This window comes from Chitinophaga horti (assembly GCF_022867795.2).
GTDB classification, from domain to species: domain Bacteria; phylum Bacteroidota; class Bacteroidia; order Chitinophagales; family Chitinophagaceae; genus Chitinophaga; species Chitinophaga horti.
In genome coordinates this window covers 1476485-1502495 of record NZ_CP107006.1, presented here as the reverse complement: position 1 = coordinate 1502495, position 26011 = coordinate 1476485, and the positions used below count along the sequence as shown (strand labels likewise).

The window sequence follows — 26011 nt, the reverse complement described above, 5'->3', positions numbered from 1 at the left end:
TTAGCTTTTTATACTGGTGTAGAGATCTATATATTCTTGTGCGGACTTGTTCCAAGAGTGATCGAGTTTTAGTATCGTTTTCCTGATCTTGTTAAACGTGGTCCTTTTTTCAAATAATTCTAATGCTCTTCTGACGGCCGCACAAGCATCCCATATAGCTGCATGTACAAATCGGATACCGAAACCGCCCTTGTCGCCAAAGTCGATTACCGTATCTGCCAGGCCGCCGGTGATGCGTACGATCGGTATGGTACCATAACGCAATGCATACATCTGGTTCAGCCCGCAAGGTTCCACCCTTGAAGGCATCAGCAGGAAGTCGGCCGCAGCGTACAACTGGTGAGCCAGGGCTTCGTTATAACCGATGTATACGGCCATGTTATCCGGCGCAAAAAGGCGCGTCTGTTCCAACCTCCACTCCGTATGTTTATCGCCGCTGCCCAGTACCAGGAAGCTCGCTTTGTTCCCCGATTCGTGGAGCGAACGACCAATGATCTCCGGCAGCAAATCGGCGCCCTTATCATCAACAAGCCTGCCAATAAATATAAACAGCGGCAGATCGGGGTTCAGGTTAAACTGCTCGCATATACGCAGCTTGTTCTCCCGCTTTCCTTTCTCTACCGTCGTTGCCGTAAAGTTATATTCCAGCATGGGGTCTTTGGCAGGATCCCACACCATCGTATCGATCCCGTTCAGGATGCCCGTCGTTTTACCCACTTCATAATTCAGCAACGCTTCGAGTCCGTTCGCTTCGCTCAGCAGCTCGCGCATGTAGTTGGGTGACACTGTATTAACCTTCCAGGCCGATTTGATACCGGCGGCCAGCGGATTAATAGCCCCTGCCCACTCCAGCAACCCCGATTTCCAAAGGTCGAACGATGGCAGCAGGTATTGTCGGTCCCAGCCGAACTGTCCCTGGTATTGTCCGTTATGAATCGTAAGCACCGTTGGTATTTCCGCCAACCGTGTATACTTGTAGCCATATTTCAGCAAAAAGGGGATCAATGCCGTGTGGTGGTCATGGCAATGCATGACGTCCGGGTGGTGTTGCCATTCGTTTACCCAGTCGCACACCGCTACCTGGAAGCCCAGGAAACGCTCCGTGTCATTATAGTAACCGTACACCCCTTCGCGGTCGAGCAGCCCCGGGATGTCGACCAGGTACAGGTCGAAGCCCAGTACATTACCTGTTTCCTTGTACACATTAAAGTGGTACCAGTCGTGACCCAGCCACATGCCGGCCTGGTGTACCACCTCAAAAGCGTTGTTATGAAAAAACTTATTCCTGTAGGCGGGCATCACGACTTTGGCCACGTGGCCTGCATCGCGCTGGTACTTGGGGAGCGCCCCCACTACGTCGGCCAGCCCGCCAACTTTTGCTACCGGGTAACATTCCGCGCTAACGTGTAAAATTTCCATGCCTGTATGTATGAATGATATATAAGTTAAAGAGGAAAATCCAGAAATCAAAGGCCTTGCCAGATCCTGCGGCAATTTAAGCCGTTAATTGCCAGTAACCAAGCTGTAAAGCAGAATGTATCTACTCAAGTATGCGTCCCTGATTTTTTTTATGAGCCAGGCCAAAGCTTAACCATTAAGCCGCCGTTGCGTCGCACACTTCATCTTCACACATATAATTATTTCATACCTGATTTCAGCTTAAGTAAAACCGGGATATTCTCACCCACCTGTACAAAGCAACTGGTGTAAATTTAATCTTCAAATCATCATACACCAATGGCAAAGAAAAGAGCGATCACCGTGCAGGATAGCGTGATCAATATTGTCCGTCACCGCGAGGAAGATTTTTTATCGTTGACGGATATGGTGCGAAACCTTCCGAACAGCCACATCATAATCGGCAACTGGCTTCGGCGGAAAGACACCATCGAGTTCCTGGGTTTGTGGGAACAACTTTACAATGCCGATTTTAAACTAATCGATTTCGAGGAGTTTAAAATCGAAGCTGGCACCAATAGGTTCACATTATCGCCGCAGCAATGGATCGGCAAGACTAATGCTCAAGGCCTCCTGTCCAAATCTGGCCGCTACGGCGGCACGTTCGCGCATAAGGACATCGCCTTTGAGTTCGCCGCCTGGATTAACCCTGGGTTCAAACTGTACCTTATCAAGGAATTTCAGCGACTAAAAGAGGTGGAGGGCCGCGAGCGGCATGCGGAGTGGGACCTGCGGCGTGCCTTGGCGGCCACCAACTACCGCATCCACACAGACGCAGTAAAGGATAAACTCATTCCCTGGGCAGAGGTGCCGCAAAAGAACGACGTATTCATTTACGCAGAAGAAGCTGACCTCATCAACCTGGCCTTGTTCGGCCTCACCGCCAAACAATGGAAGGAACAGCATCCAGAAGAAGCCGCCCGCCGGCTCACCATACGCGATAGTGCCGATACATTTCAGCTGATCGTTTTATCCAACCTGGAAAGTCTTAACGCCATTCTCATCCACAAAGACTTCAGTAAAAAAGAGCGATATGAGATGATGCGCGAGGCCGCTATCACGCAACTAACATCTTTGCGAAAAACATCCGCGCTGCAAAAGCTGTAACTTTTGCACCCCCGCCACGTTTTATTATTAGCACCCCGACCTAGACTGATGGCCTTTCCTGATGCATGCAGCACATTGCATCACCATAAAAACATCTTAACGATGAAAAACTACATCTTAGCGGCTGCATGCTTGGTATTGGCAGGACTTACCGCCTGCTCGAAGGAAGAAAAACCACCGAAACCTACGACGGGTACTACCCCGCAATTCCTCTTAAAAACGATCGAGTACCAGAATAGCGGTACCAAAGCGGAACTGACCTATAATGCAGACAGCACCCTGAAACAGATCGCTTATACCAACCAACAGGCGGCGGCAGCCATCTATTACAAGTACGACCAGAAACGGGTTATTGAAGGAGGTTATACCAACTCCATCTATGTAAGTCTTTTTACTTACAACGGAGCGGGCAAAGTGACAAAGATCTTTACGCAAACACAAGGCAATCCCACCAACGGCTACACGATGGAATATAGCTACAACATCAAAGGAGAAGTTGTATCGCAGCGATACTTTCAGAATAATGAGGCTGGAAGCCAGCTTAAAGCGTTCTCCGACTATACTTACAACGCCCAGGGACTACTCAGCAAGGTGATTACCACCAATGGCAACAATAAGCTGACATATAATATCGAAGCCTACTCCGACGAATACGCAGTATCTCCCTGGGTATTTGTGCCGATGTCGCTGACGGAATTTTATCCTATTTACAACTACCCGGTGTTGAGCAGCATGAAACGTTTGCCGGCGAAAATCACCAGGCTGCAACAACTGAACGGGGGCACAGTAAAAACGGAAAGAATCGATCAGCAAAAGTTTGAGATCACAGATAAGAAGATCAATAAACTGATTACCCTGGTAGATTACCCGGAGCATCCCGAACTGCATGCGGAAGATACGGCCGTATTTAAATACTAGTACATAGTGCGGGCCGCCTGTCCACACCCGCCGCCCGCACTATTCCCACATACAGCATCCGGATTCCCGCAATTATCAATAAATTGCGCTGTAAACTAACACCATATGGATTTCGGACGCGTAGATGAAACCCTCCTCGATGAGATAGACTTCAAACTTGCTGCAGAACCACTGTTCAACAAGCAGGCGCTGAAAGGCAAACCGGTTAAGAAACCGGAGGTATACCTGGGCTGCGCCAAGTGGGGTCGTAAGGAATGGATCGGTAAGATCTATCCCAAAGGCACGAAGGAGAAGGACTTCCTGCAACAGTACGTGCATCACTATAATAGCATTGAGCTGAACGCGACGCACTATAAAACCTACTCCCCCGCCGATATTCGTAAATGGGGTGAAAAGGCCGACGGTAAACATTTTAAGTTCTGCCCGAAGGTGCCGCAATCCATCAGTCACTACAGCCAACTGGTAAATACCGACGTACAAACGACAGCTTTCCTGGAAGGCGTAATGGCGTTCGGCGACCAACTGGGACCGATCTTTTTGCAGGTGAGCGATAAGTACAGCCCGAACCGTAAAGACAATCTCTTTAAATACCTCGATTCTCTTCCAAAGGACCTCTCGTTCTACCTGGAAGTTCGCCACCCGGACTGGTACGAGCCGGCGGTAAGCAAAGAGCTGTTTGGAACATTGCGCGAACTGAAAGTAGGCGCGGTGATTACCGACACGGCCGGCCGCCGCGATTGTTGTCACATGCACCTGCCCACCACCGGTGCGTTCATCCGCTATGTAGGCAACAGCCTGCACCCTACGGACTATACACGCATCGACGACTGGATCAACCGCATTAAGTTTTGGCTGGACAATGGCCTGAAGGAGCTGTACTTCTTCATGCACATGCACGACGAAGCTTACTCCCCGGAGCTTACCGTGTATATGGTCGACAAGCTGAACGCCGCCTGTGGGCTTAACTTACAGAAACCACAATTTGTATCCGGCAACACATTATTTTAAACAAAAAGCCCATGAAGCATAGGTTCATGGGCTTTTTCAATTTGTCAGGGTACGTTAGTCACCCCGGTGATCGTGTACGTGGACGTTAATCCCGGGTTGATGATCGAACCCGTCATGCCCACCCAAATTTCATACGTTACATCTGCCAAAGTCATATTGTTGGCCGAATTACGAATGGTGCATCCCGCATTCTGCATCAGGAAGTGGTACTGCGCCAGGTAGGAATTGGTGGGCGAGGAATTGGAATACACCGGGTAAGTACTACCGGAATAAGTGTGGCTGATGTTCGTGAAATACAGGCTGCTGAAGCCTCCATAGCTGCCGTAATTCACCACCACCGCGGTTACCGAGTAGCTGACACTGAGCGTACCGCCGATGTAAGCCACCGTTTCGGCATCGGTAAAGTTGCCATAAATAGTGGTGTAGGTCACTACCGAACCGATGGTAAATGAACTGGAGCCCGTTACCTGCAAGTCGGCGGTGCGAGTGAACTTGAACGCCGAGGCGGTGCCACCGCAAAACAGGATACAAATGCATGCGCATAACAATCTGGGAAGCATTTTCATAGCTAACATATTATGGGTTTAAAAAATACAATATCACCACGCTCCAGGCGAAGCGTTGAAAAGTAAGGGTGAACCAATCTGCGGGCGGTGAAAAATCTGGGTAGCACGGGGTCTGTTGGCCCAATTGCACAGATAGTGGCTGATAAAGCTAATTTACCATAGATAAGGCTGTCTCCGTTCGTCAAAATTAGCAGGGCGTGGGCGTATTTTACCCAAGGTTGCCCTATCAGCTAAACCTTATTTTAGCAATCACTTCACTTTTAGGGATTAAGATTATATTTTCGCCTTCTCTAATTGCACGGAAGAATATGATGAAGCGTGAAAAACTGCGGGAACTGGCCAGCCAGCTGGACGGCACCTTTTACGACGACCTTACCACGAGAACGCTCTATGCCACGGACGCCTCCGCCTACCGTGAAATGCCCCTCGCCGTCGCTATTCCCGAGAATATCAAGGACTTAAAAAAGCTGATCGCCTTTGCCAAATCGGAAAAAACTTCGCTGATACCCCGTACCGCAGGCACCTCCCTGGCCGGACAGGTAGTAGGTAACGGCATCATCGTGGACGTTTCGCGGCGCTTTACCAATATACTCGAACTAAATAAAGAGGAACATTGGGTACGCGTACAGCCCGGCGTTATCCGCGACGAGCTCAACATGTTCCTGAAGCCGCACGGCCTCTACTTTGGACCTGAAACCTCCACCGCCAACAGGGCGATGATTGGCGGTATGGTGGGAAACAATTCCTGCGGCTCCAACTCTGTAGTATATGGCAGCACCCGCGAACACCTGCTGGAGGTAAAAGCCTTGCTGAGCGACGGTTCCGAAGTACATTTCAAAGATATGTCGATCGACGAGTTTCACGCCAAATGTGAAGCGCCCGATTCACTGGAAACCACCGTTTACAGGCAGGTGCGCAGCCTGCTGAGCGATTATCATAACCAGGAAGAGATCCGCCGCGAGTTTCCCCGCAAAAGCATTTTGAGAAGAAACACGGGCTATGCGGTGGATATGCTGCTGGAAACGGCGCCTTTCACTTTAGGTGGAGAAGCATTTAACTTCTGTAAACTGATCGCCGGCTCCGAGGGAACGCTGGCCTTTATCACCGAAATAAAACTGAACGTATCGCCCATCCCGCCGAAAGAAACAGGCCTGATGTGCGTGCATTTCAATACGATCGACGAATCATTGCGGGCGAACATCATTGCGATGAAGTTCAAACCCAGCGCCAGTGAGCTGATCGACCACTTCATCCTGGAATGTACCAAGGATAACATCGAACAACGTAAGAACCGCTTCTTTGTAAAAGGAGATCCCGGCGCCATTCTCGTAGTGGAGTTTTGCCGCAACACCCGTGAAGAGATCGAAGCGATCGCGGGACAAATGCAGCAAGCCATGGAAGCGGCCGGCCTTGGCTACCACTTCCCGCTCCTGTTCGGCGAAGACACGAAAAAGATATGGACGCTGCGCAAAGCGGGCCTGGGCTTGCTCAGTAACCTGCCCGGCGACGAAAAGGCGGTACCGGTAATTGAAGATACGGCAGTAGACGTAGAAGATCTGCCAGCGTACATCGCAGAATTTAACGAGATATTGAAGAAATACGGTCTGTACTCTGTTCACTATGCGCATGCGGGCAGCGGCGAGATTCACCTTCGACCGATCATCAACCTCAAAACTTCCGAAGGTAATATGTTATTCCGCAAAATCGCGGAGGAGATAGCTACCCTCGTAAAAAAATACCAGGGCTCCCTGAGTGGTGAACACGGCGACGGCCGCCTGCGTGGTGAGTTCATCCGTCAGATGGTAGGCGAAAAGAACTACCAGCTGATGCGCCAGCTCAAATACACCTGGGACCCGGACAACATCTTTAATCCATTTAAGATCGTTGACACGCCGCCGATGAACAGCATGTTACGATACGAGCCCGACAAGCCCGCACCGACGCTCAAAACGATCTTCCACTTCCCGGACCAGACCGTTTTGCAGCATGCGGAACAATGTAACGGTTCCGGCGATTGCCGTAAAACGCAGTTGAGCGGCGGTACTATGTGCCCAAGCTATATGGCTACGCGCGATGAGAAAGATACCACCCGCGCCAGGGCCAACATCCTGCGCGAATTCCTTACCAATTCTCCGAAAGAGAACAAGTTCGATCATAAAGAGATTTACGAGGTACTGGACCTCTGCCTGGCCTGTAAAGGTTGTAAGTCGGAGTGCCCGTCGAACGTGGATATGGCGAAGCTGAAAATGGAGTTCCTGCAGCATTACCACGATGCAAACGGCCTCCCCTTCCGCAACCGTCTTATCGGCAACTATGCCATGATGAACAACCTGGCGGCCATTGCCCCGGGCGTGTACAACTGGATGGTGAACACCAAAGCCACCAGCAACCTGATCAAACGCATCTCCGGTTTTGCGGTGGACCGCTCCATGCCTACACTGCAAAGCACCACCTGGCGTAAGTGGTTTGCCAATAATAAACCTTCACTGGGTCAGCATGGTGGCGGCAAACAAACCGTTTACCTGTTCTGCGACGAGTTCACGAACTTTAACGATACACATATCGGTATTAAAGCGGTGGAGCTGCTGCGTAAACTGGGCTACACCGTCGTGATGACCGAACACCCGGAAAGCGCGCGTGCTTACATGTCGAAAGGCATGTTGCGCAAAGCCCGCACGATCGCCGAAAAGAACGTACGATTGTTTAAAGACATCATTTCGAACGACATACCACTGTTAGGCGTAGAACCTTCTGCCATCCTCAGCTTCCGCGATGAGTACCCGGACCTGGTGGGCGAATCGCTGCGGGCCGATGCAAAACAACTGGCCCGTAACGTGTATATGGTAGACGAATTTCTTTCTATGGCGGCGGAACAGGGGCATATTCATAAAGACCAGTTCTCCCGCGAGCCGCGTAAGATCAAACTGCACGGGCACTGCCAGCAGAAGGCGTTATCGTCCGTCTTACACAGCAAAAAAATACTCTCCCTGCCGGAAAACTATTCGGTGGAAATCATTCCTTCCGGCTGCTGCGGTATGGCGGGATCGTTTGGTTATGAAAAGGAACATTATGATCTGTCGATGCAGATCGGTGAGATGGTGTTGTTCCCTGCAGTACGTAACGCCGGCGACGACACGCTGATCGCCGCACCGGGAACGAGCTGCCGGCATCAGATCAAGGACGGCACGGGTAAACATGCGTTGCATCCTGTAGAGATATTACATGCTGCCTTAGCCTAAAATATCTATCCCCGTTGGCCTTGCTAACGGGGATTTTTGTTTGCAGCGTCATCAGAACAAAGACAACTGCCCACTGTCCGGCTTCGGTGCTTTAGGCGGCTTCGCCTTCCCCATTACCGTACGGCCGCCATGCAGGTACGACGTATCCCGCTCATGTTGTACCCATTGGTCAAACTGGTCGTTCGGGGTAAAATCCTTTTCCAGCGTGGCCGCGAAGTCCGACAATTGGCGGATGGCCTCGTTCTTATCGCGGTTACCAATTTTGGCTTTGTAGATCGCACCCTTGAGAATACCGATCGTCTCATCGTACACCTTTGTTGGTACCGGGAACGGATGCCCGTCCTTACCCCCATGCGCGAACGAAAAGCGGGCGGGGTCTGTAAACCGGGAAGGCGTGCCGTGGATCACTTCACTCACCAGGGTTAACGACTGTAATGTACGCGGCCCCACACCTTCCAATAACAACAATGATTCGAAGTCGCCGGGCTGCCTGTCGTACGCCAGTGCCAACACCGCACCGAGGCGCCTCAACTGCACATCTTTTTGCCGCACTTCATGGTGATTAGGCATCACCAGTTCTTTATAGGCAGGCAGGATTTGCGCGGTTTCCTGTTGCACCATCTGCAGGATGCTGTTGCGCGTCACATCGGCCTGTTCGTGCACCAGGTTCAGGATCATACCCTGGTTAGGGCCGTAAATGCCCGCATGGGGTGCATCCACAAAAGAAGTAACCTTTGGCGCATGCCAGTGATAGCGCCTCGCCATACGCGATTGCTCATTCATCCCTTGCTGCACCACTGCCCATTCGCCCTCATTCGTCACGATAAAATTATGCAGGTACAGTTGGAAGCCATCCTGGATGGCGGTGTTATCTACCTTAGCGGCCAGTCGGCTATGATGTACCATCGCCCTGGCATCGATGCCGGTACGGTCGCCCAGTTGCAACAACTCCTCTGGTGTTTTGCGGGAATGCGTGCCACGGCCGCCGCAAATATGGATACCTAAAGCGCCGGACATCGGGTTAACAGCTCGTTTTAAGGCCCCCATGACTGACGTAGTGATGCCGGAAGAATGCCAGTCCATCCCCATCACGCACCCCAGGGCCTGGAACCAGCAGGGATCACTGAGTCGTTGCAGTACGGCCGATTTGCCATAATCCATCACGATCGCTTCCACGATGGCGCCGCCCAAAGCCGTCATCCGCTCTGCCAGCCATTTAGGTACATGGCCGTAATGGAGCGGCATATCTGCATGTCCCGATCTCTTCATGCTAACAAATTTAGCATTTTTTTTGCCGGAGAAGATGCGATATTTATGCAACAGGAAGCAGCGTGTATTTTCGTAACTTTCCGGCCAGGATTAACAAAGAAAGATGCATAAACCAGGACCGATAGGCGTTTTTGATTCAGGATATGGCGGATTAACCGTGATGAAAGAGCTGGTGAAGGAACTGCCGCAGTACGATTACATTTATCTGGGCGACAATGCCCGCGCACCTTACGGCACGCGTTCGTTCGATACCGTTTACCACTACACGCTCGAATGTGTACAACACCTGTTCGACATGGGCTGCCGCTTAGTGGTACTCGCCTGCAACACTGCCTCTGCCAAAGCCCTGCGCAGCATCCAGCAAAACGATCTTCCACGTATCGATGCGGACCGGCGGGTGTTAGGTGTGATACGTCCGACTACCGAAATAGTGGGCGAGTACACGAAGAGCCGCCAGGTGGGCGTGATGGGCACCGCAGGTACTATTGCGTCCGAATCCTACCCGATAGAAATAGAAAAGTTCTTTCCTGATATTACCGTTTACCAGCAGGCCTGCCCTATGTGGGTGCCCCTGGTGGAAAACAACGAGTGGAACGACCAGGGCGCCGACTACTTCGTTCGCAAGTACATCGGCCAGCTGCTCTCCCGCTCTCCCGAAATCGACACTATTGTACTCGGTTGCACGCACTATCCTTTATTGATCAACAAGATCAAAAGGTTTGTACCCGAAGGCATGACGATCCTGTCACAAGGCAGCATTGTGGCCCACAGTTTGTCTGATTACCTGCAACGGCATCCTGAAATGGAAGCCGTTTGCAGTAAAGGTGGCCAACGCACATTTTATACTACCGATGCGCCGGAAGGGTTCGACAGACAGGCCTCTATCTTTTTTGAAGCCCCTGTTGCCTCGAAACACCTGGCGTTGTGATCCGAAAAAACGTATATTTACTTAACTAACAACCGCTTATACTTATGCTTAGCAAAACGTTACAAGAAGCACTGAACAAGCAGCTGGCGCTGGAAGCCGCCTCTTCGCAGGCATATCTCGCAATGCACTCATGGGCCGATATACAACCAGGTTTGCAGGGCGTTGCCGACTTTTTCGATAAACAATCGGAAGAAGAGCGCGTACATATGCTGAAACTGTTGAAATACATCAACGAACGTGGCGGATTTGCCGTGGTGCCTGCCCTGGAGCAGCCCATTATCACCTTCCAGTCGCTGAAACGCGTATTCGAAGAGTTCCTGCGGCACGAACTGCAGGTGTCTGAAAGCATCAACGACCTGGTAGACATGGCGCTGAAAGAGAAAGATTATGCTACTTACAATTTCCTGCAATGGTACGTATCCGAGCAGATCGAAGAAGAAAGGCTGGCACGTACGCTCAACGACAAACTGGAACTGATCGGCGAAGACAAGAGTGGCCTTTACCTGTTTGACCGTGACATTATGTTCTACCGCAACCAACAAAGTGGTACCGGCGGCAAAGGACACTAAAAATACCGCTTAAAAAAACGAAAGCCGCGTAGAAATACGCGGCTTTCTTGTTCCTTGATTCCCGTTTAATATTTTGTCAACGCACTGCGGGAATAGCCTGAAAAGGCTTAGCTAACCAAAAACGCAATACGCACGGTGGCGGATTGCTATCATCATGTTACTACTTCGAATGTCGGTAAGCAGTAGCAACACGTCTCCTTCTATTCAATCCGGATGCCAATCCATAAGTTATTGATCTACAGCAACTAAATCATCCTTTCCATGTTCAAGTCCGTACATTTTCGTACGTTTTTGTACGGATTCGGACAATTCGTCAAGCAGATCGGCCCCTTCATCAAAGCCGCGGGGACCGCGTACGGGTATTCCGTTGCTTTGTACCAGAATTAATCACCTTAAAACTGGTTTCATATGCAACAATTTCTTTTGAAGACGAATGCAGTTGCCTTATTGCTGGTTGCCTTGTTCTCTCTTTCCGCCAAAGCCGGTGGTGAATACTACCGCATTTTCCTGAACAACAAACTGCTATTCGAACGCCATGAAAGCGAGCCGCTGGACCTTAAAAGCCTCCCGCTCGACAACGCCTCTCCTACCGACCAGCTCGTTATTTACTACAGCCATTGCGGCGCCGTGGGCGAGTCCCGCCAGCTGTCCGTCCGCGATGAGAACGGCAAAATTCTTAAACAGTGGAAGTATGCCGACACGAACGACAAAAAGGGCGGCATGAGCATCCCGGTAAAGGAGCTGCTCGCCCTTAAGCAGGCGGCTGGTGGAGGGTTAAACCTATATTATGTGTCGAAACAGCTGCCTAAAGGGTGTACGTTGGCGGCACTGAGGAGCAAGGTTAACAGGCCAATTGGTCGGTCTTGATGAGCGTTGGGAATGGACTAATAATGAACTTAGAGTAGAATTGTAGTAGAATTACAGTAGAATTACTGGCTATTTAGCTGCTTTTAAGGACGGGCTTGCTAACGCGGAGATCACGCACGAAGGTTGCTTCATTTCATTCGCGAGGACGTAAGGGGGACTACGAACGTTCCCCTTACGTCCTTGCGATCGTGAGCGAGGTAATCCGCCTGTTACTTCTTCATCTCCCTGCTCAAATCCCTCAACTTCACCCGCCTGAAATCTACCGGCTGCCCCTCACTCTGCAAGGCGATAAACCCGCTCTTCAGGATCTTACCATCCTCTTTGATTCGCGGATCGAAGCGGTTGGCCACGTCACCGCCGATCTGCGGTTTGGAGTAGCGCATCACGGTGTCGCCGTTAATGATGTGGGTGATGAGGGAATCGCCCAGGACGATCAGTTCGGCTTTTACCCACTGGTCGCCGTCGTAGGTTTTAGAGGTAGAATTGATGCAATGGCGGGTATCGAGTTTGCCTTCGTACACGATATGGGTGCCCGGGGAGCACATATTGCCGGTGGTGCGCTCCTTGCCGTCGCCAAGGCCGCCGAGGAACTGCATCTCGATAGAAATAGGCCAGTCCTGCTCTTTAGGCATGGTGCGCGGGTCCTGGGAGTGGTACATGACACCGCTGTTGCGCAGGGTGTAACCCGGGGCGCCACGATGCAGCTCGCCTACGAAGCGGTATTCCATCGAAAGATGGTAGTACGAGTAGGGTATTTTATAGTAAAGATGCCCGAACTGGTCGTTAAAATCCCCATATTGGTCATACCGTACCTGTATCACGCTATCCTCCACCCGAAAGGTTTGCCCGAAATTAACACCCACTTCATGGTGATGGATCTTCACAAACCAGTCTTCGATATCCTTTCCGTTGAAGAGCGATTTCCATTCGGCTTGCGTGGTTTTGGCCGGACGGGCAGTTCTGCAGGCGGAAAAAAGTCCCAGGAAACAGAGGGCGTATATGGCATATTTCATAACTTCAAAGCGTACGTTGGTGATCGTACAAGATATAACAATCTTACCCCAATTTCATGCGCGACATCGATCAATATTTTCAATCGAAGGATGAACCGGTGAAAAGCTGTCTGCTGGCGCTTCGCAGCTACCTGTTACAATATAGTCCCACGCTTACGGAAACCTGGAAGTACCGTATGCCTTTCTATTGCTATAAAGGAAAGATGTATTGTTACCTTTGGACGCACAAAAAGTACGGGCAGCCTTACCTTGGCATTGTTGACGGTAACCTCATCGACCACCCCGACCTGTTACCGGAAACACGGGCAAGGATGAAGATACTGCTCATCGACCCGGAAGCCGATTTACCCGTCGACACCTTAAACGAGCTGATGCAGCGAATGCTCAAAATCCGTCAATAGCCGCGCCCGGCGCAGGAAGACGTGGCACCGTTTTAGAGGCACTTCCCATCTAAATGTAACACTATGACGGCGCTGCAGGACTTTTTCGCCCGGTATGCCCGAACTTCTACAAGTGAGGCATATGAGGATTTAACCAGCTTTTACGCCCCCAGCTTTATCGCTGCAGGCCCCAATGGAAACGAAGTTTACAAAAACGACGAACGCTTTGTCGAGTGGCTGGCACAAGTCCATCAGTTCAATCGTAAAACAGGCCTGGTAGATATGCAGGTATTGAACACTACGGGCGATTCGATCAGCAAATCCTATACGATGGTAAAGGTCACCTGGTCGGCCAGTTACCGGAAAGAAGGGGCGCAAAATATCGTGTTCGACATGCATTACCTGTTGTACCACCGCGCTACCGACCCACAGATCGTGATGTACATTTCGCATGAAGACCAGGAAACAGTCATGAAAGAGAAAGGGGTATTATAAATGAACGATCTGCTGTTCTGAAAGCTGTTTGATTTTGGGCAGCGACTTACTCCATGCGACCACCGCCCCCGGAAAACAGGCGATATGTTCTTCCGAATCACTGAAGTCTCCCACCGAAACGGACAAACGTGTGCCGCATTCGATTTCCTCCAGTTTATAAATGATGTCTTCCTGCATGGCAGGTTCCTTCCCGATCACGCTAAAGCTGTAACTTAACAACAGTGGCGGGTTAGCAATAAACACGCGGCCTTCAGCACCTATCTCCTCTTCGCCGGTCATCCATTGCACCGGGCCAGCTGTTTTCCATTCGGTTTTTACTTCTTTTATTTCAGGCCACCATTCGTGTATCCATTGAATATTGAAGTCGGGATGCGTGAGTACTTCCCATACAATACTGGCTGGGGCGTTTATGTCTATGGATTGATCTACAAAAAGTTTTTCCATGCTCAGGGGTGTTTAACAGCGCCGGCGCGATCCACCTTTACCCATCCACTTTTATCTGCCTGCTCGATGTCCACCGGCTCTACCTTATTAAAAATACCCAAAAACGGGCTAAGTTTTACCTCACGGCTACCTTTGAAGCCCAACGCACCTACGTCCAGCAGTTGTTCGGCCATCCGTATCTCCCGGTTGTCGCGCTTTTCGTAGGTGACAGTCACATCCACCCAATTGGCGTACAGGGGCGAACGTTGGGTTAACAGCATGCGCACACTCAAAGCGGCTATGAGCAAAGTGCCCACCAGTATGAGGGTATTTTTCCCCGACGAGAAACTTTCGCGAACCGTGACCACCAACGTCGCCAATATAGCGACCGGCAACAGCCAGATCATGTTAGTATAATATTCCTGCCGTAGATGTGCATCTTTAAATTCATATGGAAGCTGCTGGCCTTTGGTGATGGCAAACGTAGCGGTTAAGGCATAGAGAATAGCGAGGCTGCAGATCGTCCAGCGAAAAATTTTCATGGGTTACAGTATTAGCGGCACAGGTATTGTTGATATAGAGCGCCTGCAAAACGGGCTTACTAAAAGTAGTAATCCATTGTCGATGTTGATGCAACTTCCGTTGTTAATATTTTTATAAACCGGCTGCAATGCCTATATTTAGCGAACAGAATGGTAAACAATAACGATAGCCTCAAAATCAATTTTAAACATTGCCGTTAAGCAAATAGGACCGTCTAAAAGACCAACAAGTCATGAGAAAAATGCTGCTACTGGCAGGTCTGGCTATGTACCAACTTCTTAGCCCGGCGCCAGGCTACGGCCGTTCCGCCCCCAGGTACGAAGCCGACATTATTATTTATGGAGGTACTTCTGCTGCCGTTACTGCTGCCGTTCAGGCCCGCAAGCTGCGTAAAACCGTGATCATCGTTTCTCCTGACAAACATTTAGGTGGATTAACTTCCGGTGGATTAGGCTTTACCGATACCGGTAATAAATCAACGATCGGTGGACTGGCCCGCGAGTTTTACCACCGCGTTTACCTTCACTATCAAACGCCGGGTGCATGGCGCTGGCAGGCACAGGTGGATTATGGTAACAAGGGACAAGGCACACCAGCCATGGACGGTGACGAACGTACGATGTGGATTTTTGAACCACATGTAGCAGAAAAGATTTTTGAAGACTTTATCCGTGAACATAAAATCACTGTTTACCGCGACGAGTGGCTCGACCGCAAAAGCGGCGTTGTTAAAAACGGGCCCAATATACAATCTATCCGAACGCTCAGTGGCAAAGTGTACGCCGGCAAAATCTTTATCGACGCTACTTACGAAGGTGACCTGATGGCCGCTGCCGGCGTAAGTTACCATGTAGGCCGCGAGGCGAACCGTGTATACAATGAGCAATGGAATGGCATACAGGTAGGCGTGCTACACCATGGTCACTACTTCAAAAAAAGCATTCATGCTTACAAAATTCCCGGCGACCCTGCCAGCGGACTACTTCCCGCATATCACCGGAATTGCCGGGCCGCCGGGGCGATGGAGACAAACGGATACAAGCCTACTGCTTTCGACTATGCCTCACGCGCGAAAAGGCCAACCGCCTCCCTTTCAGCAAACCGGCAGGCTACGATCCGCAGCAATACGAACTTTTGTTACGTGTATTCGAATCCGGCTGGCGCGAAACATTTAACAAGTTTGATCCGATCCCCAATTTTAAGACCGACGCCAACAACCACGGTCCTTTCGGCTTCGATAATATCGGCATGAACTACGATTATCCTGAAGCCGATTACGAACGCCGTAAAGCCATTATCAAAGAACATGAATTGTATCAGAAAGGATGGTTATACTTCGTGGCAAACGATCCGCGTATACCGAGAGACGTTCGTTACCAGATGTCGCAATGGGGCTTAGCGAGAGATGAGTTTCGCGACAATGGCAACTGGCCGCACCAGTTGTACATCCGCGAAGCGCGGCGTATGATCGGTAAGGAAGTGATGACCGAACATGAAGTACTTAGCAAGCGAGGCATCAGGCAGTCGATCGGTATGGGCTCGTATACCCTGGATGCTCATAATGCGCAACGATACGTAACCCGCGATGGGTATGTGCAGAATGAGGGCGACATCGGCATTGATGCACCAAAGCCCTACCGCATTTCCTATGGTGCCATCATTCCTAAAAGAACTGAGTGCCAGAATTTACTGGTGCCCGTATGTGTGTCCAGCTCCCATATCGCCTATGGCTCCATCCGTATGGAGCCTGTATTTATGATCCTGGGGCAAAGCGCGGCCACGGCTGCGGCGCAGGCGATTGACTGCAAATCATCAGTACAGGATATTGACTACATCCGTTTGCGGGTACGGTTATTCGAAGACGGGCAACGACTCGAACTCTCACAGATCATATAAAAGACCACAGGCAATACCATTAGTAAGCCCTTGTGCGGCCGATGTAAATGTTACGTGCCTTCAGGTATGTATTGGCGCTTGGGCCGGGCGTTCCGCTGGAACCTTCCATCTGCATGTTAATAATCACATACAAAGGTTTGCCCACGAAGTTCGCGTTATGTTGCGCCTTCCACACCCCATCGATGTAATAGTGAATCGCTACGTCCGTGGCGCTCGTTTTCGTAATCCACACCCGGTAAGTATGCCAGGCACCGGGGTTAGATACCGCCGTGATGGTACTGCTCACGTCAGAGGATGTACGAAAGGTGTTCTGCCAGTTATTGTTATTTCCTTTAAACTCCATGATGTCACTTTCCGGCGGCCAGCTGTTTACACCGGTCAGCCAAAACGCAGGCCAGGAGCCTAATACAGACGGCGCCTGGAAGTCACATTTCACTTCCCAGTTCGGGAACTGGTCATTGATCAATACATGTTGTTTCACATTTACGGCACCTGAATGGTACTTGATCGCGTAATAAGGCGTAGACGTGCTGTTACCTTCGTTCCAGCTGATCTTTGTGGCGAGGATGTGCAACTCGTCATTGGTGAGATAAACGTGATTGTGATCGGTAGCGCTGGCGTACATCCTTGCGCTGCCGTTATGGTCGGAACCCCATGGGTACAGGTAGTTCCATTTCGATTCAAAGGCAGTGTAATTCGCAAATGAAGTATTATCCAGCACTGTTTCCCAGGTAGCGGCGGCAATGGCTGCCTGCTGGTCATCAATGCTTACTTTTTCCGTGCGCACTTCCTTCTTGCAGGAAAGCATAAACAGGGCTAATAAAGCGGGTAAGATTCGAGGAATCAGTTTCATAAAGTGGGTTTTGGAATTGAGAATAGATAAACAAAGAGGGCTTCGAATGATATGCCTGTGGCCGTGGAATTGATCAGATTTGCTATAAGTCTTCGCTAATGGTAGTAGTAAGATAGGTAAAATGAATGTTATTTTGACATTTATTATTGCACTGCAGGTACACCGCATGGGCACAAAAGGGGCTGACCAAAAAGTAATGGCCAGCCCCTTTTTATCTGGATACCGGATGCACCATCCTGCAAGCCTTCATTTGACTTTTGGGTCAGCCCCATGAGAGGCAATTTGCTGTCCGGGCTATTCGCTCAGTTGTTGCTTTCCTTCTTTCAGTTTCACGGTTTTGCCATTCCATACAAACTCGCCACTGAGGCCAGCTGGTAGCGTGATATCCGCGGTAAGGCCCTTCTCCCCTTTTCTTTTAAAAGCTACGATAATTTCCCCTGCGGGATGCGGCATTTTGCCAGATGCCGTTTTCAGTTCACCCAGGGCCGGCGCAATACGCACGGTGCCAAAACCAGGACTGGCAGGCATGATGCCGCAGATTGTGGCCAGGAAATCATAATTGGGACTGGCGCTCCACGCGTGACAGTCGGAACGGGTAGGTTCTTCTTTTTCGGCAAACGTAGTAAGCCCCAGGGCCAGCATATCCCGCCAGGGTTTCAACTGACCATAATACATATCTGCCATGCCCGCCTTTTTCAAGGCACGCATCAGGTAAAAGCGGTAATAAGCGGTGGCCTGGCTCAGGGTATTATCCGTCATAAGCGTACGTAACACCATCTTTTCTTTATCAGCAGGAATAGCCCCGGCCAGTACGGCGATGATGCCTGCGTGCTGACTGTAAGTTTGCTGAGCTGGCGTGTTAGCCATCGCATTGCGGGCGGTGTTAAAACATGCCGCGTAGCTACTTTTATTCAATGCTGCCGCCCGTTCGCGTGCACGCTTCGCGGCTGCGGGCTGACCGTATGCGTCGTACAACTCCGCTGCCTGTTGCAACGTATAGGCGTAATGCAGGCTTAATATGGAGCTGTTCCCGTCTGTAGCACCATCGGGAGTACCATTAGGAAACGCGGCGTTCCAGTCGGTAAAGTTCCACCACTTCATGGGGCCGAGCATTTGTGTTTTTGCATCGATGTGCCGCTCATACCAGTCCAGCACACCCGTAACGGCCGTCAGGTATTGTTGAACAAAGGCATCGTCCTTTCTATGCATCCAGTAATCGTACACCATCGACACCCAGTACAACGAAAACGGGGGTATCACCTGCAGCCGGTTGCTCGGGTAGCGGCCCTGGGTGAGGCCTTCGGGCACCCTGGAACAATAGAAGTCATGAATAGCCTTACGCATTAGGCGATCGTCGCCGGTAACGTAAAGGCTGATCAGTGCCTGGATGCGGGTGTCGCCTTCGTATTGCAGCTGCTCGTAGTACGGGCAGTCATAGTACGTTTCGCCTGCGCAGAGACGGGCGGTGCGCCAACCAACATTCCAGATATCCTGTAACGATGGATCGCTGGAAGAAAAGGCGGCTTTTACTTCGAAAGGGTAACCGGTATAAACACCACGGAGGTCGTTGATCACCAGCGGCTCGTTACCAGTCGTAATATCCAGTTGAAGATACCGGAACGTGCGCAGCCACAGCGGGCGAAACAATCGTTGTGCACCACCATCCGGCAGGAAAATATCATAGTTACCCATTATCTCCATGCCCTCGATCTTATCGCGGTGCACCTTCTGACGGTTTGCAAAAAGTGCTTCTGCATAAGTTACTTTGATGCTGCTGCCAGCGCCTTTGCTGACGAGCAGTTCGGGGTAAGCCACCGTATTGAACGATTGATCGAGCAGTATGCTGACGGTCTGATTAGCTGGTATGGTAAGCGGCGACTTACCGGACAGGAAGCCGTCATTTGCCTTGATACCGTTCGCCCTGGCTACCTTCGGAATACGTTGCAATGTTTCTTCCATCAGCGGGATCGTGCGTGGCGTAAGCGTCCAGCGGTTATCGGTGCCGTAGCCTGCAACCGGAGCATTACCGAGGCCGGCGGCGGATGACCATGAGGCATCGTTGTATCCAGGCTGCTCCCATCCCCAGGGGAAATCAGCACCGGTTACCTTATCACCCGGACCAATTACCATATAGGTGCGTAGCCGCGCACCATTGTCCTGCGAGCAGGGTGCGTACGCTTTGTTGTGTAACACTTTCCATGAGGTGTTGGTGTTCACGATCTTCTCCGCCTCTCCGTTACCTTGCACCACGAGGCCCGTCTGGTTAGTGACCTGTGCCACCGGCGCATCGATACCCATATTCCATACCAGGGCGGCCAGCACGTTTTTACCGGGTTGCAGGTAAGGGGCAATATCCACCGTTTCAAAATACCAGTTATATAAATCGCCACGCGCCGGGCCACTGCAAATGGGTTTACCATTGATAAACAGGCGATAACGGTTGTCGGCAGATACATGAATGATAAACGAAGCCGGCTTTGCCGCCACCTCGAAAGTCTTTCGGAAATGAAACACGCCATAATCCTTTACCGGGGCGGAGGCGCAATAGATCCAGCTGGCAGGCCATTGACCGGAGAGCAAAGCGGGGTTTACCTGCTGCGCGGGGGCGACCATCGCCCATAACAACATAATAGTGAACGTGAAAAGCGTTTTCATGACGGGAATTATAGTCTTGGTTAGCACCGCTGACATCTATGCGGCTAGGAGTAAGATACAAAACGTCCGCATAAAAAATCGTATACATTGTAGCCTGGGCAATAGACTGCCCGATGCGCTAATTGGAATTGCAGTTCCAAAATCTTAATTTTAGGAAAAGAACCGGATGGTAAGGACCAAAAAGTTTGATGAGGACGCTGTGCTGGACAAGGCCGTGGACCTCTTTCGCCGCCAGGGTTACCAGGGCACCACGCCCCGTGAGCTGACCGAGCAACTGGGCATCAGTCGCTCCAGCCTCTACGATACCTATGGCGACAAACGTTCGCTGTTCATTAAAGTAATGAAGCGCTACAAACGCAACCGCGCCAACCAGTTAAAGTCGGTACAGCAACGTTCCGTCAACGCGCTTCAGTCGATCCGGACCATCTTTCAAATGACGGTGGATGAATGTTTTGTTGATGCCGATCCGAAAGGCTGCTTCCTCGTCAATGCCATCATCGAACTGGCTCCACGCGAAACAGAATTGATCAACCTCGTGTCTGACTGTATGAAAGATCATGAAGACGTTTTATACCAACTGATACGGCAGGGCATTGCCGACCGGCAGATCAAACGCATTGCTCATCCAAAAGCCGCTGCCAGGTATCTCGTAAATGCCTTGTACGGCATTAGCATCTCCGTTAAAGCCGGGGCCGACCGTAAGCTTTGCAGCGAGATCATAAGGAATACACTATCACCCATAGAACCATAAAAAAGGGAGCCAGACCGGCTCCCTTTTGAATACTTTTACACCTGCTCTGCGACCGACTTAATCTGCTCCAGAATTGCCTGCCAGCCCCCTTCTGCTTCTGAATCTTTAAACCGGGCTTCCCCGTTGGCCACTTTGCTATAATCGCCCTGGGTAACAGTGAAGCGTGTTTCCCCGTTCAGCTCCTGCAAATCGTAAGTAACGGTAAGATAGTTTTCCGGTACATCAGGAATCTCCTGGTTGTTGGGATCGATCACCGTGTAAGACAAATGATGACCAGGCCTTACCTGTACAATATGGCCCTTCACCGCCGTCATTTCTACGCCATCGAATACGCCCTTCCATAAAATAGGGCTGTTAGGTTGCCAGTCTGTTTCCGGTACGCAACCGAACATATATTGTTTAGTGTATTCAGGTTTAGTGAGTACTTCCCATACTCTTTCCGCGTGTGCACTGATTTGAATCGTGTTGGTGATAACTTTGGGCGTTTCCATAATTTCCTGTTTTGATGTCAATATTAACCTGCTTCGTTACAAACCGATTGCGTTTTACGGATTATTTCTGACGGCGTTCGGCGTAAGGCCAAAACGTTTGCGGAACATGTTGCTAAAATGCTGCGGCGTAGCGTAACCTAATTCATAGGCAATCTCCGCCGCGGTCTTATGCGTGTCCTGCAAATAACGCCGCGCCAGGTGCAGGCGTTGTTCGGCCAGATAACCGAATACCGTGGTACTGAAAATCTCCCGGAAACCGCGCTTCAATTTGTATTCGTTCAGTCCCACCGCCCGTGCTATTTGCGACAAGTTCGGTGGGCAGGTAACGTGGTCGTTGATCAAATCGCGTACCGCTATAATTTTCTCTTTATCTGATTTACTTTTGATGAACAGCTCTCCCCGCTGCATAGCCGCGTCGTAAGCATCGCCGCAAAGCGCCAGCAACTCTATGCTTTTTGACAGCAGGAACATCTGTTTCAGGTCCCCCCCGTACTTACAATAGATCACTTCATCTATTACCTGTTGAATGGCAGGGCTAATACTTCCCCAATGCGGCGACAGCATTACATTGCGCCCTTCCGCCACCTGTTCGGCGAAGCGTTTAAGCGTATCACTGGCCTTTTCGGTGTAACGCAGAAACTGTTCCCGGGGAAACTGCACCCCAAACGTTTCTACTTCCAGGGTTTTATTATGTACAGTGATTTCAAAATCCTGGCTGTACATCAGGTTATGATGACTACCTACCAGGTCGTAGGAGTTGTTCAGCTGCCTGTAGTCAAAGCAATAATCGCCCTTGAGACCGAAGTGTAGACGTACTACATCTTTGTCGCTCTTACCGGTAAAGCTGGTCGCCTTGCGGAACACCGAACGGGAGTGCCCCATTTCAATGCCGTCGACGGTCCAGGATACACCATTGGTTTCCCCGTCTTCATGCGTACGATGCAGCTTTGTTTCCATGTAATAAAGTTATTCAAATATCTCCAGCTCGTCGCGGGTAAGGGCCTGGTACATGTTCTGGAGTTGATGAACGTGTACGATGGGGCGCCCGTAAGGCAAAGTGCCGTCTGCGTTCAACACCGGCTGAAAGGCATCGTTGGCGCACAAAATATGGATACTGTTCAAACGGCTGTACTTCAGCGAATACACAGCATCGCTTTCCCCATAGGCCGGATCTCCCTGGATAAAACCAAAACGCCGGAGCAGGTACAGGTCAAGAATAAGCGGATGTGCTTTATCCGCGGGAAGTTTGCTAAGCGGCAGGCCTGAATTGTAGATATATCCTTCAAAAATACCTTCCACCTGGAAGGCCGTTTCCTCCATGTTCCGGTCGTAATACCAAACCAGGTTGCCAATGCGGATGTCTGCGAGATCTATCATTTTGCCGTGCAAAGATAGGAAGATGCGGCGAGCGGCGCAACAGGGGGAGTCCTATCAGCACTTTGCCAGCTTACACGGTTCCCCTGCCCTTTCGATCTCTAAAGTCGGGTGCTGGATGTTGGCGCCGTCCATCACCTGGCGGGCCTGCTGTTTGATGTTAAACACCTGCGTATCGCCAAGGTTTGCATCCACTACGAGGTGTACGGTAAGCACATTTCGTTCGCCATCCATCGTCCACACATGCAGATCGTGTACACCGATAACACCTGGTAATGCGCGCAGTGAGTTGACCAGCGCCGCCTCATCGAAATTTTCAGGCACGGCCTGCAGGAAGATCTTTAGTACCGCCATGATGTTACGGATAGCATTGTAAAGAATGAAGGCTGCGATACCTAACGACAGCAGCGGATCTATCCAATACCATTGTGTGAAGTACATTATTACACCGCCTGCCAGCACAGCGATCCAGCCCAGCACATCTTCCACCAGGTGCAACATAACTGCGCGCTGGTTCAGCGATTTACTGCCACCGGAGCGGAGCCGCAGTACTGCGAGCCCGTTAAAAACCAGTCCGGCCACCGCCAGCCAAAGAACGCCCATCACCTTTACCGGTTCCGGGGCAAATAACCTGGGCACCGCTTCGAAGATGATAACGACGGCCCCTATGACAAGTATAAGTGAAGTGATAAAGGCGGCGAGTATGGACAGGCGGCGTTTGCCGTAGCTGAACAGCGGCGTGCGGCCTTTGCCTGCCTGTCGCTCCAGTACCAGCGATGCCGCAATAGCCGCAGCGTCGCCCAGGTCGTGCACCGCGTCTGATAAAATGGCTACCGAATTAGTAAGAAAGCCACCGATAAACTCCACCACAGCAAAACCCAGGTTAAGCACGAGTGCGAAACGCAGGTTCTTTACCACCGGATGTGCATGCAGCATACCGTGGTGGTCATGTTGATGCGTTTCGTCGTGTTGATGGTTACAATGTTCGTGTGCCATGTTCAATTCATTTTATTTCCAAAAGCCCAGCGCTTTAATGCGCCCGTTAAAACCGGTTGCTTTAATTTCCTTTCTTATGCTGATGCAGTCGCGCATGTTGCCTACTACATATACGATGCCCGTTTCCTGCCGTTGACCGCGCCACCAGCTGGTCAGCCCTTTTAACACGGGGGTAACGTCCAGGGCGCGCAGGTAATCATGATGCCCGGGCTCCTTAGCCTCAATCGCAATATGGACAGCGTTATTGTGCGACAACTGCCGCAAGGCCAGGAAGTGTCCCAGGCTACTAAGATCGCCCAGTGCGTACTGAGTTACCTTCTCCGGACGATGCTGCGCCGAGCCCGGGCCTACATAAGTGATTTCATCGCCCGCCCGCAGGCCCTGCACCCACCGGCTACCGGGGCCATCATGCACCGCATCTACATACAAAGTACAAATTTTACGATCGGCATCCCAGCGGGCAGGGGTATAATCACGATATATTCCGCTGGCAACCTTTACTTTCAGATGCTGTACCACGGCCCATCGCTCCATGGACATTTCAGGGAAATGCACCTCCAACTCGAAAAACGTAGCCGGTTCCCAGCTTTTGACTGACAATACCCTTCCTGTTTTTCCCCAGGCGCTCTCAATGAGCGTTGTCGCTGCTTTTTTAACAAGATTCATACTGCAAAACAACAACAACCCGCCCGGCGGGAGAATGCATAAAAGGATGTAATCTTTGGACTATTCGCGGTATAATTTCCGGAACTGTTGCGGAGGCATGCCGGTTACCCTTGTAAAAAGGCGGGTGAAGTAGGCCTGGTCTTCATAACCCAGGGCGTAGGCGATTTCTTTGATGTGACTGTCGGTGTAATATAACATGCGGCGTGCTTCGAGCATAATCTCCCGATGAATCCAATAACTGACGGGGAAGCCTGTTACGGCTTTCACCGCTTCGTTCAGGTACGCCGGCGACAGATTCAGCGATGATGCATAGGCTGCCGGACTTTTCACCATTTTATAATCGCGGGACAGCAGTTGCCTGAACGACCGGGTGATACTGCGCATGCGCGATTCGCCGCTGGCTGTGCTGTTTTCATGAGTGAGATAGACCGATGCAAACATACCCATCCAGGCGTCGGCAAGACTGTGTAACACCTGCATGGCGTGCGGCGTGCGACCTTGATGTTGGTAAACGTTGGAGAACAGGCGCAGGGCATCGCTGAGAATACGAGCGTCTTCACCCTGCACCGGCAATGGCGCCAGCTTTGTTACCTGCGATTCTAACACCGCACGATTGGCAGCATTCACCCAGGAAAGGTCGGCTGCTATGAACCAACCTATCGCATCGTGCGAATGCAGCAGCTTATGCACCTGGCCTGGCAGTACACAAAAAATACAGGATCCCTCCACCGCCACCTCTTCGAAGTCGATGATAAACTGCGTACTACCCGTTTCCTGCAAAGCGAAAATATAATGCTCGTCACGGTGAGCAACGAACGGATCACGTGCCTCGAGAAAGCCCTGGCTGTCGCTTCGGGTGATCTCCAGTCCGTACTCGGAAGTCTGAGTAATGGAATGAACCGGTATATGCTCCTGTTTGGCCATGAGCTATCCGCAGAAGATGTCGAACTTATCGGAGCCGGGTACCCGTTCGAGGTCGGTGCCTACCGGGAAGTGGAGGTAAGGAATGATGGCCTTATCATAATTGGCGATAGTATTAACGCTGTAAATCGACCAGTTGTTGGCATCATCGACGTACTCCTGCGTTTCGGTACCGGAGTAAAACTGCCAGCCGCTATCGCTTTCATCGGTAGGCGCTTCGCGGTACATGCGTGTAATGCGCAAACCGTCTACAGTAATTCGGTCAGTAGCCACACAGCCGCCCATGGGAGGGATCAGATCGATAATATCCGCTGCTTTCAGTTTAAAATTTTTCTCTTTTCTCATGCCCTGTATTTTAACTGATAGTTTACCGAAAATACAATTATTGAGAGAAAAGGTGGAGGGTGTTGCTATAATTTAACACAGCGGGCGTTTCGATTTACTTGTGTGACCATCATAAAACAAAAAAAGCACACCGCGGTGTGCTTCCTTCGTGACCCCGCAGGGGGTCGAACCCTGGGCCCACAGATTAAGAGTCTGTTGCTCTACCAACTGAGCTACGGAGTCATGTAATTAAAGTAACTAAAATCCGATAAACTGCCAAATTAGCGATATTGCTGCGAGG

Annotated in this window: 27 protein-coding genes and 1 tRNA gene; 12 read left to right on the top strand and 16 right to left on the bottom strand. The window is 50.8% G+C overall.

Annotation, left to right across the window (positions count from 1 at the left end; translation table 11 throughout):
• On the bottom strand, positions 1-1419 hold the full coding sequence (locus MKQ68_RS06200) for a glycogen synthase (protein WP_264282537.1): 1419 nt from the start codon (positions 1417-1419) through the stop codon (positions 1-3).
• 318 nt (positions 1420-1737) lie between these two features.
• Between MKQ68_RS06200 and MKQ68_RS06195 the strand changes: the two genes are divergently transcribed.
• From MKQ68_RS06195 to MKQ68_RS06185, 3 genes are all read left to right on the top strand, one after another.
• Entirely contained in the window at positions 1738-2565 is an 828-nt protein-coding gene (locus MKQ68_RS06195; protein WP_264282536.1) for a KilA-N domain-containing protein, read from the top strand.
• A gap of 102 nt (positions 2566-2667) precedes the next feature.
• Complete coding sequence (locus MKQ68_RS06190; protein ID WP_264282535.1) at positions 2668-3483, top strand: hypothetical protein; 816 nt, start codon at positions 2668-2670, stop codon at positions 3481-3483.
• 105 nt (positions 3484-3588) lie between these two features.
• Positions 3589-4491 carry a DUF72 domain-containing protein gene (locus tag MKQ68_RS06185; RefSeq protein ID WP_264282534.1) on the top strand — a complete coding sequence of 301 codons (903 nt, stop codon included), beginning with the start codon at positions 3589-3591 and terminating at the stop codon, positions 4489-4491.
• 44 nt (positions 4492-4535) lie between these two features.
• Here MKQ68_RS06185 and MKQ68_RS06180 read toward each other — a convergent pair whose 3' ends face one another.
• Positions 4536-5057 (bottom strand): hypothetical protein, encoded by a 522-nt coding sequence (locus MKQ68_RS06180; protein ID WP_244840044.1) that lies wholly within the window; start codon positions 5055-5057, stop codon positions 4536-4538.
• 308 nt (positions 5058-5365) lie between these two features.
• Between MKQ68_RS06180 and MKQ68_RS06175 the strand changes: the two genes are divergently transcribed.
• Entirely contained in the window at positions 5366-8296 is a 2931-nt protein-coding gene (locus MKQ68_RS06175) for an FAD-binding and (Fe-S)-binding domain-containing protein (protein WP_264282533.1), read from the top strand.
• 51 nt (positions 8297-8347) lie between these two features.
• Here the strand turns inward: MKQ68_RS06175 and MKQ68_RS06170 are convergent, their stop codons facing one another.
• On the bottom strand, positions 8348-9565 hold the full coding sequence (locus MKQ68_RS06170) for a DUF763 domain-containing protein (RefSeq protein ID WP_244840043.1): 1218 nt from the start codon (positions 9563-9565) through the stop codon (positions 8348-8350).
• Between the two features lie 103 nt (positions 9566-9668).
• Between MKQ68_RS06170 and murI the strand changes: the two genes are divergently transcribed.
• The 3 genes from murI to MKQ68_RS06155 all read left to right on the top strand — a co-directional run bounded on the left by murI (position 9669) and on the right by MKQ68_RS06155 (position 11929).
• Positions 9669-10493, top strand: coding sequence for a glutamate racemase (gene murI, locus MKQ68_RS06165; RefSeq protein ID WP_264282532.1), 825 nt, complete (start codon positions 9669-9671; stop codon positions 10491-10493).
• A 44-nt stretch (positions 10494-10537) separates the two neighbouring features.
• Positions 10538-11062, top strand: a complete 525-nt coding sequence (locus MKQ68_RS06160) for a ferritin (RefSeq protein WP_244840041.1) — start codon at positions 10538-10540, stop codon at positions 11060-11062.
• 408 nt (positions 11063-11470) lie between these two features.
• On the top strand, positions 11471-11929 hold the full coding sequence (locus MKQ68_RS06155) for a hypothetical protein (protein ID WP_244840040.1): 459 nt from the start codon (positions 11471-11473) through the stop codon (positions 11927-11929).
• Between the two features lie 209 nt (positions 11930-12138).
• Here the strand turns inward: MKQ68_RS06155 and MKQ68_RS06150 are convergent, their stop codons facing one another.
• A complete protein-coding gene (locus MKQ68_RS06150) occupies positions 12139-12942 on the bottom strand; it encodes a 3-keto-disaccharide hydrolase (protein ID WP_264282531.1) in 804 nt (267 codons plus the stop codon).
• Positions 12943-12998: 56 nt separating this feature from the next.
• Between MKQ68_RS06150 and MKQ68_RS06145 the strand changes: the two genes are divergently transcribed.
• Both MKQ68_RS06145 and MKQ68_RS06140 read left to right on the top strand, forming a co-directional pair.
• Complete coding sequence (locus tag MKQ68_RS06145) at positions 12999-13343, top strand: DUF1801 domain-containing protein (RefSeq protein ID WP_264282530.1); 345 nt, start codon at positions 12999-13001, stop codon at positions 13341-13343.
• A 63-nt stretch (positions 13344-13406) separates the two neighbouring features.
• On the top strand, positions 13407-13817 hold the full coding sequence (locus MKQ68_RS06140; protein ID WP_244840038.1) for a DUF6841 family protein: 411 nt from the start codon (positions 13407-13409) through the stop codon (positions 13815-13817).
• On the opposite strand, the gene MKQ68_RS06135 is transcribed toward MKQ68_RS06140, so the two are convergent.
• Positions 13812-14261, bottom strand: a complete 450-nt coding sequence (locus MKQ68_RS06135) for an SRPBCC family protein (protein ID WP_244840037.1) — start codon at positions 14259-14261, stop codon at positions 13812-13814. The genes MKQ68_RS06140 and MKQ68_RS06135 overlap by 6 nt on opposite strands.
• 2 nt (positions 14262-14263) lie before the next feature.
• Positions 14264-14782: a hypothetical protein gene (locus MKQ68_RS06130; RefSeq protein ID WP_244840035.1), complete on the bottom strand. Its 519-nt coding sequence runs from the start codon at positions 14780-14782 to the stop codon at positions 14264-14266.
• 233 nt (positions 14783-15015) lie between these two features.
• Between MKQ68_RS06130 and MKQ68_RS25880 the strand changes: the two genes are divergently transcribed.
• Positions 15016-16035, top strand: a complete 1020-nt coding sequence (locus MKQ68_RS25880; RefSeq protein WP_432803735.1) for an FAD-dependent oxidoreductase — start codon at positions 15016-15018, stop codon at positions 16033-16035.
• Positions 15918-16679, top strand: coding sequence for an FAD-dependent oxidoreductase (locus MKQ68_RS06120; RefSeq protein ID WP_432803734.1), 762 nt, complete (start codon positions 15918-15920; stop codon positions 16677-16679). Before MKQ68_RS25880 ends, MKQ68_RS06120 begins: the two co-directional genes overlap by 118 nt.
• A 19-nt stretch (positions 16680-16698) precedes the next feature.
• Here MKQ68_RS06120 and MKQ68_RS06115 read toward each other — a convergent pair whose 3' ends face one another.
• Together MKQ68_RS06115 and MKQ68_RS06110 are read right to left on the bottom strand one after the other, a co-directional pair.
• The gene (locus MKQ68_RS06115; RefSeq protein ID WP_244840030.1) at positions 16699-17532 is read right to left on the bottom strand and encodes a LamG domain-containing protein; all 834 of its coding nucleotides are present in this window, start codon (positions 17530-17532) and stop codon (positions 16699-16701) included.
• Between the two features lie 294 nt (positions 17533-17826).
• Complete coding sequence (locus tag MKQ68_RS06110) at positions 17827-20187, bottom strand: alpha-L-rhamnosidase-related protein (RefSeq protein ID WP_264282528.1); 2361 nt, start codon at positions 20185-20187, stop codon at positions 17827-17829.
• A 166-nt stretch (positions 20188-20353) separates the two neighbouring features.
• Between MKQ68_RS06110 and MKQ68_RS06105 the strand changes: the two genes are divergently transcribed.
• The gene (locus MKQ68_RS06105) at positions 20354-20938 is read left to right on the top strand and encodes a TetR/AcrR family transcriptional regulator (protein WP_244840022.1); all 585 of its coding nucleotides are present in this window, start codon (positions 20354-20356) and stop codon (positions 20936-20938) included.
• A gap of 35 nt (positions 20939-20973) precedes the next feature.
• Here the strand turns inward: MKQ68_RS06105 and MKQ68_RS06100 are convergent, their stop codons facing one another.
• The 8 genes from MKQ68_RS06100 to MKQ68_RS06065 form a co-directional block, all read right to left on the bottom strand.
• Entirely contained in the window at positions 20974-21429 is a 456-nt protein-coding gene (locus tag MKQ68_RS06100) for an SRPBCC domain-containing protein (protein WP_244840020.1), read from the bottom strand.
• 54 nt (positions 21430-21483) lie between these two features.
• Positions 21484-22386 carry a helix-turn-helix transcriptional regulator gene (locus tag MKQ68_RS06095; RefSeq protein ID WP_264282527.1) on the bottom strand — a complete coding sequence of 301 codons (903 nt, stop codon included), beginning with the start codon at positions 22384-22386 and terminating at the stop codon, positions 21484-21486.
• A gap of 9 nt (positions 22387-22395) precedes the next feature.
• Positions 22396-22806 carry a hypothetical protein gene (locus MKQ68_RS06090; protein WP_264282526.1) on the bottom strand — a complete coding sequence of 137 codons (411 nt, stop codon included), beginning with the start codon at positions 22804-22806 and terminating at the stop codon, positions 22396-22398.
• Between the two features lie 54 nt (positions 22807-22860).
• Positions 22861-23799 carry a cation diffusion facilitator family transporter gene (locus MKQ68_RS06085; protein WP_264282525.1) on the bottom strand — a complete coding sequence of 313 codons (939 nt, stop codon included), beginning with the start codon at positions 23797-23799 and terminating at the stop codon, positions 22861-22863.
• Positions 23800-23811: 12 nt separating this feature from the next.
• Positions 23812-24465: a siderophore-interacting protein gene (locus tag MKQ68_RS06080; protein WP_264282524.1), complete on the bottom strand. Its 654-nt coding sequence runs from the start codon at positions 24463-24465 to the stop codon at positions 23812-23814.
• Positions 24466-24525: 60 nt separating this feature from the next.
• Complete coding sequence (locus tag MKQ68_RS06075; RefSeq protein ID WP_264282523.1) at positions 24526-25389, bottom strand: helix-turn-helix domain-containing protein; 864 nt, start codon at positions 25387-25389, stop codon at positions 24526-24528.
• Positions 25390-25392: 3 nt separating this feature from the next.
• Positions 25393-25731: a DUF2185 domain-containing protein gene (locus tag MKQ68_RS06070; protein ID WP_244840008.1), complete on the bottom strand. Its 339-nt coding sequence runs from the start codon at positions 25729-25731 to the stop codon at positions 25393-25395.
• A gap of 149 nt (positions 25732-25880) precedes the next feature.
• Positions 25881-25953, bottom strand: a tRNA-Lys gene (locus MKQ68_RS06065).
• Between the last annotated feature and the right edge of the window lie 58 nt (positions 25954-26011).

What these genes read in the sequence shown, in the direction of transcription:
- MKQ68_RS06075 (WP_264282523.1), bottom strand. Translation starts at nt 25,389, where the DNA reads ATGGCCAAACAGGAGCATATACCGGTTCATTCCATTACTCAGACTTCC.
- MKQ68_RS06085 (WP_264282525.1), bottom strand. Translation starts at nt 23,799, where the DNA reads ATGGCACACGAACATTGTAACCATCAACACGACGAAACGCATCAACAT.
- MKQ68_RS06130 (WP_244840035.1), bottom strand. Translation starts at nt 14,782, where the DNA reads ATGAAAATTTTTCGCTGGACGATCTGCAGCCTCGCTATTCTCTATGCC.
- MKQ68_RS06145 (WP_264282530.1), top strand. Translation starts at nt 12,999, where the DNA reads ATGCGCGACATCGATCAATATTTTCAATCGAAGGATGAACCGGTGAAA.
- MKQ68_RS06175 (WP_264282533.1), top strand. Translation starts at nt 5,366, where the DNA reads ATGATGAAGCGTGAAAAACTGCGGGAACTGGCCAGCCAGCTGGACGGC.
- MKQ68_RS06150 (WP_264282531.1), bottom strand. Translation starts at nt 12,942, where the DNA reads ATGAAATATGCCATATACGCCCTCTGTTTCCTGGGACTTTTTTCCGCC.
- MKQ68_RS06170 (WP_244840043.1), bottom strand. Translation starts at nt 9,565, where the DNA reads ATGAAGAGATCGGGACATGCAGATATGCCGCTCCATTACGGCCATGTA.
- MKQ68_RS06105 (WP_244840022.1), top strand. Translation starts at nt 20,354, where the DNA reads ATGGTAAGGACCAAAAAGTTTGATGAGGACGCTGTGCTGGACAAGGCC.
- MKQ68_RS06095 (WP_264282527.1), bottom strand. Translation starts at nt 22,386, where the DNA reads ATGGAAACAAAGCTGCATCGTACGCATGAAGACGGGGAAACCAATGGT.
- MKQ68_RS06180 (WP_244840044.1), bottom strand. Translation starts at nt 5,057, where the DNA reads ATGAAAATGCTTCCCAGATTGTTATGCGCATGCATTTGTATCCTGTTT.
- MKQ68_RS25880 (WP_432803735.1), top strand. Translation starts at nt 15,016, where the DNA reads ATGAGAAAAATGCTGCTACTGGCAGGTCTGGCTATGTACCAACTTCTT.
- MKQ68_RS06195 (WP_264282536.1), top strand. Translation starts at nt 1,738, where the DNA reads ATGGCAAAGAAAAGAGCGATCACCGTGCAGGATAGCGTGATCAATATT.
- MKQ68_RS06140 (WP_244840038.1), top strand. Translation starts at nt 13,407, where the DNA reads ATGACGGCGCTGCAGGACTTTTTCGCCCGGTATGCCCGAACTTCTACA.
- MKQ68_RS06070 (WP_244840008.1), bottom strand. Translation starts at nt 25,731, where the DNA reads ATGAGAAAAGAGAAAAATTTTAAACTGAAAGCAGCGGATATTATCGAT.
- MKQ68_RS06080 (WP_264282524.1), bottom strand. Translation starts at nt 24,465, where the DNA reads ATGAATCTTGTTAAAAAAGCAGCGACAACGCTCATTGAGAGCGCCTGG.
- MKQ68_RS06155 (WP_244840040.1), top strand. Translation starts at nt 11,471, where the DNA reads ATGCAACAATTTCTTTTGAAGACGAATGCAGTTGCCTTATTGCTGGTT.
- MKQ68_RS06135 (WP_244840037.1), bottom strand. Translation starts at nt 14,261, where the DNA reads ATGGAAAAACTTTTTGTAGATCAATCCATAGACATAAACGCCCCAGCC.
- MKQ68_RS06200 (WP_264282537.1), bottom strand. Translation starts at nt 1,419, where the DNA reads ATGGAAATTTTACACGTTAGCGCGGAATGTTACCCGGTAGCAAAAGTT.
- MKQ68_RS06100 (WP_244840020.1), bottom strand. Translation starts at nt 21,429, where the DNA reads ATGGAAACGCCCAAAGTTATCACCAACACGATTCAAATCAGTGCACAC.
- murI (WP_264282532.1), top strand. Translation starts at nt 9,669, where the DNA reads ATGCATAAACCAGGACCGATAGGCGTTTTTGATTCAGGATATGGCGGA.
- MKQ68_RS06185 (WP_264282534.1), top strand. Translation starts at nt 3,589, where the DNA reads ATGGATTTCGGACGCGTAGATGAAACCCTCCTCGATGAGATAGACTTC.
- MKQ68_RS06090 (WP_264282526.1), bottom strand. Translation starts at nt 22,806, where the DNA reads ATGATAGATCTCGCAGACATCCGCATTGGCAACCTGGTTTGGTATTAC.
- MKQ68_RS06190 (WP_264282535.1), top strand. Translation starts at nt 2,668, where the DNA reads ATGAAAAACTACATCTTAGCGGCTGCATGCTTGGTATTGGCAGGACTT.
- MKQ68_RS06115 (WP_244840030.1), bottom strand. Translation starts at nt 17,532, where the DNA reads ATGAAACTGATTCCTCGAATCTTACCCGCTTTATTAGCCCTGTTTATG.
- MKQ68_RS06160 (WP_244840041.1), top strand. Translation starts at nt 10,538, where the DNA reads ATGCTTAGCAAAACGTTACAAGAAGCACTGAACAAGCAGCTGGCGCTG.
- MKQ68_RS06110 (WP_264282528.1), bottom strand. Translation starts at nt 20,187, where the DNA reads ATGAAAACGCTTTTCACGTTCACTATTATGTTGTTATGGGCGATGGTC.